Annotated in this window: 1 protein-coding gene; it reads left to right on the top strand. The window is 41.0% G+C overall.

Translation table 11 applies throughout. The features are described from left to right. Positions 1 to 111: 111 nt before the first annotated feature. The coding region (locus ACIFO6_RS24175; RefSeq protein WP_430044602.1) for a site-specific DNA-methyltransferase at positions 112 to 1,158 on the top strand (1,047 nt) is incomplete at its 3' end.

Below are 1,158 nucleotides of genomic sequence, written 5' to 3'. Positions count from 1 at the left end.
GAATGAGCCGGATTGGAAATCGAATTCGTAAACGTAGAAATGCCCATACCATACATAAAAAACGCCAGAAACAATGAGAAAGTTGTAGACATAAAGGAGCAAATTTTGTAAATGAAATGGATGAAATTGAAAATAGATCAACTGGTACATGCTGAATATAATCCAAGGAAGGATTTAAAAGCGGGTGATCCAGAGTTTGAAAAGATCAGGAATAGTGTCCTCGAATTCGGTTATTGTGAACCGATTATTTGTAATAGCGATTATACCATTGTAGGAGGCCATCAACGTGCTAAAGTGTTGAAGGCACTCGGATACGATGAAGTTGATTGCGTCTTAGTCGATGTGAATAAGTCGAAAGAGAAAGCCCTGAACATAGCGCTTAACAAAATTACAGGGGAATGGGACTTTGAAGCATTGGCTGGATTATTAGATGAGTTGAAAGAAGCAGATTATAATATTGAGCTAACTGGCTTTGATTGGTCTGAAGCGGAGAAGCTGCTGGATACATTACATGAAGAATTAGTGGATGAGGAAGATGATTTTAATCTGGAAGAAGCATTACCTGAACATCCGATCACTCGTAAAGGTGACATTTGGCTACTTGGTAAGCATAGGCTCATGTGCGGAGACTCGACTAATCCGCAGGATATCGTTTCAATGTTGATGGATGGGAAGAAGGCTCAGCTCATTGTAACTGATCCACCCTACAATGTGGACTATACAGGTAAGACCAAGGATGCATTGAAAATAGAGAACGATAAAATGGATGACGACCAGTTTTATAATTTCCTATTGGCTGCCTATACTCGGATGTATGAAGTAGCTGATGGTGGAGCAAGTATTTATGTGTTCCATGCGGATAGCGAAGGATTAAATTTTAGGAAGGCATTTATCGAAGCTGGATTCAAACTAGCACAATGCTGTATATGGGCCAAACAAGCGATGGTAATGGGTAGACAAGATTATCACTGGATGCACGAACCCGTATTATATGGTTGGAAGCCGACAGGTGGACACTACTGGAACAGTGATCGGAAGCAGACAACCCTTTGGCAATTTGATCGTCCCTTCCGGAATGAATATCATCCCACGATGAAGCCGATTCCCCTGATTAGCTACCCGATTAAAAATTCCAGTAAGCTTGGTGACATCGTGTTT

It is taken from the genome of Paenibacillus sp. NRS-1781 (assembly GCF_050467745.1).
Lineage (GTDB): Bacteria > Bacillota > Bacilli > Paenibacillales > Paenibacillaceae > Paenibacillus > Paenibacillus terrae_A.
This window is presented reverse-complemented; position numbering and strand designations above follow the sequence as displayed.